The 4256-nt window shown below is 32.2% G+C and carries 4 protein-coding genes and 2 rRNA genes; 2 read left to right on the top strand and 4 right to left on the bottom strand.

Features of this window, described 5'->3' with window-relative positions; translation table 11 throughout:
• The first annotated feature begins 291 nt into the window (after window positions 1-291).
• Window positions 292-927 (top strand): recombinase family protein, encoded by a 636-nt coding sequence (locus AB1Z17_RS08740; protein ID WP_368051422.1) that lies wholly within the window; start codon window positions 292-294, stop codon window positions 925-927.
• 1473 nt (window positions 928-2400) lie between these two features.
• On the opposite strand, the gene AB1Z17_RS08735 is transcribed toward AB1Z17_RS08740, so the two are convergent.
• Window positions 2401-2673 carry a hypothetical protein gene (locus AB1Z17_RS08735; protein WP_368051421.1) on the bottom strand — a complete coding sequence of 91 codons (273 nt, stop codon included), beginning with the start codon at window positions 2671-2673 and terminating at the stop codon, window positions 2401-2403.
• A gap of 18 nt (window positions 2674-2691) precedes the next feature.
• Window positions 2692-2829 carry a hypothetical protein gene (locus tag AB1Z17_RS08730; RefSeq protein WP_368051420.1) on the bottom strand — a complete coding sequence of 46 codons (138 nt, stop codon included), beginning with the start codon at window positions 2827-2829 and terminating at the stop codon, window positions 2692-2694.
• A gap of 280 nt (window positions 2830-3109) precedes the next feature.
• Here AB1Z17_RS08730 and AB1Z17_RS08725 point away from each other — a divergent pair, with 280 nt between their 5' ends.
• Window positions 3110-3889, top strand: a complete 780-nt coding sequence (locus AB1Z17_RS08725) for a hypothetical protein (RefSeq protein WP_368051419.1) — start codon at window positions 3110-3112, stop codon at window positions 3887-3889.
• A 49-nt stretch (window positions 3890-3938) separates the two neighbouring features.
• Here the strand turns inward: AB1Z17_RS08725 and rrf are convergent.
• Both rrf and AB1Z17_RS08715 read right to left on the bottom strand, forming a co-directional pair.
• Window positions 3939-4061 (bottom strand): 5S ribosomal RNA (rrf, locus tag AB1Z17_RS08720).
• Between the two features lie 70 nt (window positions 4062-4131).
• Window positions 4132-4256, bottom strand: a 23S ribosomal RNA gene (locus AB1Z17_RS08715); the annotation flags it as partial.

Raw genomic sequence — 4256 nt, 5'->3', positions numbered from 1 at the left:
CCTTCGCAAACGCCCATTTTGGAATGAATTTTAGCTGAGGGTAATTATCCCCTGCTTCATCTATCAAGTGAGCTTAAATGGATTGTTAGGCGGCTCTGAGAAGACATTTGATTGTCGTATCCGCTGGATAAAATATTAGCTATGAGGTAAATTGTATTTCTTGTTAACCCAACTAAAAATAGGGTAAAACCCTAAATTAATAAATTATTTCTAAAAATAATTGTCAGTATTCGTACTTATAATTTATAATTTAAATTAAACTTATATTAATTTAAAACTGGGATTACTAAAATGACTAGATACGGTTACACTCGGGTCAGCTCCAAATCTCAAGAAAATAATTCTTCTTTGGAAGGGCAAAAACAACAATTAATTGAAAACGGTATTTTAGAAAAAAACATCTTAGTGGAAGTTGGCTCCGCTGCTAATGAAATTAAAAATCGCCCCATTTTTCAAACTTTAATCAATCAAAAACTTCAAGAAGGTGATGTGTTGATGGTAACCAAAATTGATCGATGCAGTCGAAATACGCTTGAGTTTTTGAAATTACAGGACATTCTTTTTAAACGGAAAATTGAATTTATTTCTCTGGATCTACCACATTCGGATGATCCTGGTATCAACCGTTTGATTGCGACAACTCTTTCAAGCATTGCAGAGTTTGAAAATAACAGGCGAAAAAAACGCCAAGCCCAAGGAATCCGTGCTGCCCAAAAACAAGGAAAATATCAGGGACGAAAAACAATCATTAATAAAACTTTGATTCAAAAAGTTCAATACTTGAAAGAACGAAAAAACTTATCTGTTACCGATATTAGTAAGTTAACTGGAGTAAGTACTCCTACTATTTACAAAGTCTTGAAAGAACATTTAGGCTACGTCTCTAATCGATTAGTTAAACTGGAGGAAACAAATGAACCAAAATAATTTTAGTTTCGAATCAGAAAATTTACTAGTCGATTGGATCTCTTTGAACCTTGAAGGTTTGATGGATCCCAGAATAATTGCTGATCGTTTATCGAAGTACTTTACCCCAAAGGTTCTGATTGATGATGTACCTAGTATTGGATATCATGGTTTGAAAAAAAAGTATAAGGTTTCTATCCGTCAATATACGATATCTAAAGGTTACTGGGTCGGAACTAAGATTATTTGCTCTGGGAAAGATGCGGCTTATTTTTATAAGCTTATAAAAACTCAAAGGTTTGATTGGCGTCTTTTAAAGTTCAAGGGGCATAATCTAAGTTTAGGTCGGATCGATCTTTGCTTTTCTCGCCCGAATGACTGGAGTCACAGAAGCAAATCATTCGATGCATTTTTAGTGGATTCCCGAAGTCAGATTCAAGATCATACTAATACTAAGTAGATAAAGTTACAGGATTTTACTAAGGGAAAAATGTTAAAAGTCAATCGGAGGAATAATTCGCGTCATTATCGAGTTTACCAAAGAGATGAAAGTGTACGTTTTGAACTTGAACTGAAACATCGACAAACAAAGTTGGTCCAAGATTATTTGTTTAAGAATCAACTGGATGTCTTCGAACATCAATTAGTTATTCAGTATTTTCAATATTCTGCCCAAGTACTGCGTTCAGATTACTCCTATACTGATTGGGTTGTGGATTTTCAAAGACGATACCATCAGTTGATGAATCTTACTTCTCGCTCGTTAGTCGTTAGTTATCTTGAAAATCAAATAATTACGAATCAGGTAGAAGAAGAAAGGTTATTTCATCTCTTACAATTTTTATCTTTTGTGAAAAGTTTAAAGTTAAATCCATTAAAGAATTGTAAAAAACATCGAATTAAAAAACAATTTTATTATGGTTTAAAATTTCCTTTAAGTCATTCTGTCTTGTTTAGTTATTATCATAGACGACTTCTAACAAAATTAAAATAAAATTTGTTTAATAATTTTTTAAGAAATTAGAAATAACAAATATTGAATAATTCAAGAAATTGAAGGAAAATATAAATGAATGAGTTTTAATTCTTTCTGAACTATGAGTAGAAATAAATCTAATGTTTTGAATCACGGGTACTGAGATTGAAACGGCTTCTGAGAGGTGGTTTAAATGCGTTTTAAGCCTACTTGGTAGGTTGAGTAGGGTATACTAGCTTAAACCAAAATGAGGTCGTAAATAAGAAGGTTTGAGTGGTTAAGAGAAAAAATAAAATAATTTTAGTGGCTAGCAATAATTAACGCTAGTCACTATAGAGATCTAAATTTTTAAAATCAATCTACTGGCGGTTTAATTCTATTTCTAGTAGCAACTGTTTTTTTGCTAAAATTTTTACGAGCTTGATCACCACGTTTAAGTTTACGGGCAATTTGTTTTTGTTTATTTTAATATTCTATTACCGACGTTTAAATAAAGACTTATACTCTATTTCCTCAAATTAGATAATAAGATTTGGTGTTGCACCGGCTATTAGGTCAAATAGCTTAGTTTGTGCGATTTTGGAAGTAACTACCGCAGATGTACTCGTTATAAATTGATCTTTTGAAATGAATTTAACATTAATATTTTCTGGAATTTCGGTTGCATGAGCGGCAGCTGAGCCTGTAATATTAAAAGTTACTTCGTCAATTATTCCAGCTGTAAATTCGAAACCAACTTTCCCTATTTTTCCAACGAAAGAAAACCCTGTGAAATTTCTTAATCCAAACATGTTATTTTTATTTAATATTTATTTTTTTTTTTCTGGAAACGATTTATCAATAGGTTTTCTGCCCCAACGTTTCCCGATCATATAACCTAAGCCAATTAAAATAAGCCTACCAACTAGACGACCAGCTTGATAGGCTGTAGAATCTTTGTTTACCATTAAATTTAAATTTTGCAATAATTTTTATTTATGCCACTATTATACAAATACTTAAGACCTAAGTCAACTAAAAAGACCTAAGTCAACTAAAAGATTAACTATTTTATTCTAATCACTAAAACCTGGGTATTTTCGACTATCACCTTAAGGCAGATAATACCAACCATTTTCTGCCTTAAAGCAGCATACTCTAGGAGGGAAGAAAATGAACCAAAATAATTTCAGTTTCGAATCAGAAAATTTACTAGTCGATTGGATCTCTTTTAACCTTGAAGGTTTAATGGATCCTAGAATAATTGCCCGTCGTTTATTGAAGTATTTTACTCCACATGTTCTGATTGACGATGTCCCGAGTATTGGGGTTAATGGCTTTAAAAAAAAGTATAAGGTTTCTATCCGTCAATATACAGGATCTAAAGGTTACTGGGTTGGTACTCAGATTATTTTCTCTGGAAAAAATGCGGCTTATTTCTATAAGCTTATCCAAACTCAAAAGTCTAATTGGGATCTTTTAAAATTTGACCAGCAGACTCTACGTTTAGGTCGAATCGATCTTTGCTTTTCTCTACCAAATGAGTTGAGTCATACAAGCAAATCATTCGATAAATTTTTAGTGGATTCCCGAAGTCATATTCAAGATCATACGAATACTAAGTACATTAAGTTACAGGATTTTCCTAAGGGGAAAATGTTAAAAGTCAACCGAAGAAATAACTCACGTCATTATCGAGTATATCAAAGAGATGAAAGTGTGCGTTTTGAACTGGAACTAAAGCATCGCCAAACAAAGCTAGTCCAAGATTATTTTTTTCAAAATCAACTGGACATCTTTGAGCATCTTTTAGTGCTTCAGTATTTTGAGTATTCTGGCCAAGTACTTCGTTCGGATTATCCCTATACAGATTTGATTCTCAATTTTCAAAGAATAAATTGGGGTAATCCTACTTTTCGCCCATTAATGATTAGTTATCTTGACAATCAACTAATTAGGAATCAAGAAGAAGAAGAAGAAAGATTGTTTCATCTCTTACAATTTTTATTTTTTATTAAAAGTTACTAAAGTACAAAATACTACAGATATTATTGTACTTGAACTCTAAAGATTAAAACTTTGGCATTGAACTATCTTCCCAGGAGGTCCCCCTCCAAGTATTGTCGTCGATTTATAACGTTTCACAACTGAGTTCGAAATGGGTCAGTGTGGTTCCGCTTAATACACTAAAAACACCAAAGCAAAAATACTGATATCATTGATTAAATCAATAATATCAGTACTAGATTTTTTCGTAGTTTCGAAAAATAAAATTCAAGTCTTCGGTCTGTTAGTACATCTCAGCTACATTTATTACTAAACTTACACTTAATGCCTATCAAACGGTTAGTCTTACCGTGACCTTATTCACTTACGTGATGAGAATACTTATCTT

Source organism: Lutibacter sp. (genome assembly GCF_040883305.1).
GTDB lineage: Bacteria > Bacteroidota > Bacteroidia > Flavobacteriales > Flavobacteriaceae > Lutibacter.
The sequence above is the reverse complement of the archived record's forward strand: the minus strand, read 5'-3'. Positions and strand labels throughout refer to the sequence as shown.

Coding starts and splice junctions, on each gene's coding strand:
- AB1Z17_RS08740 (WP_368051422.1), top strand. CDS start 292: ATGACTAGATACGGTTACACTCGGGTCAGCTCCAAATCTCAAGAAAAT.
- AB1Z17_RS08735 (WP_368051421.1), bottom strand. CDS start 2,673: ATGTTTGGATTAAGAAATTTCACAGGGTTTTCTTTCGTTGGAAAAATA.
- AB1Z17_RS08730 (WP_368051420.1), bottom strand. CDS start 2,829: ATGGTAAACAAAGATTCTACAGCCTATCAAGCTGGTCGTCTAGTTGGT.
- AB1Z17_RS08725 (WP_368051419.1), top strand. CDS start 3,110: ATGGATCCTAGAATAATTGCCCGTCGTTTATTGAAGTATTTTACTCCA.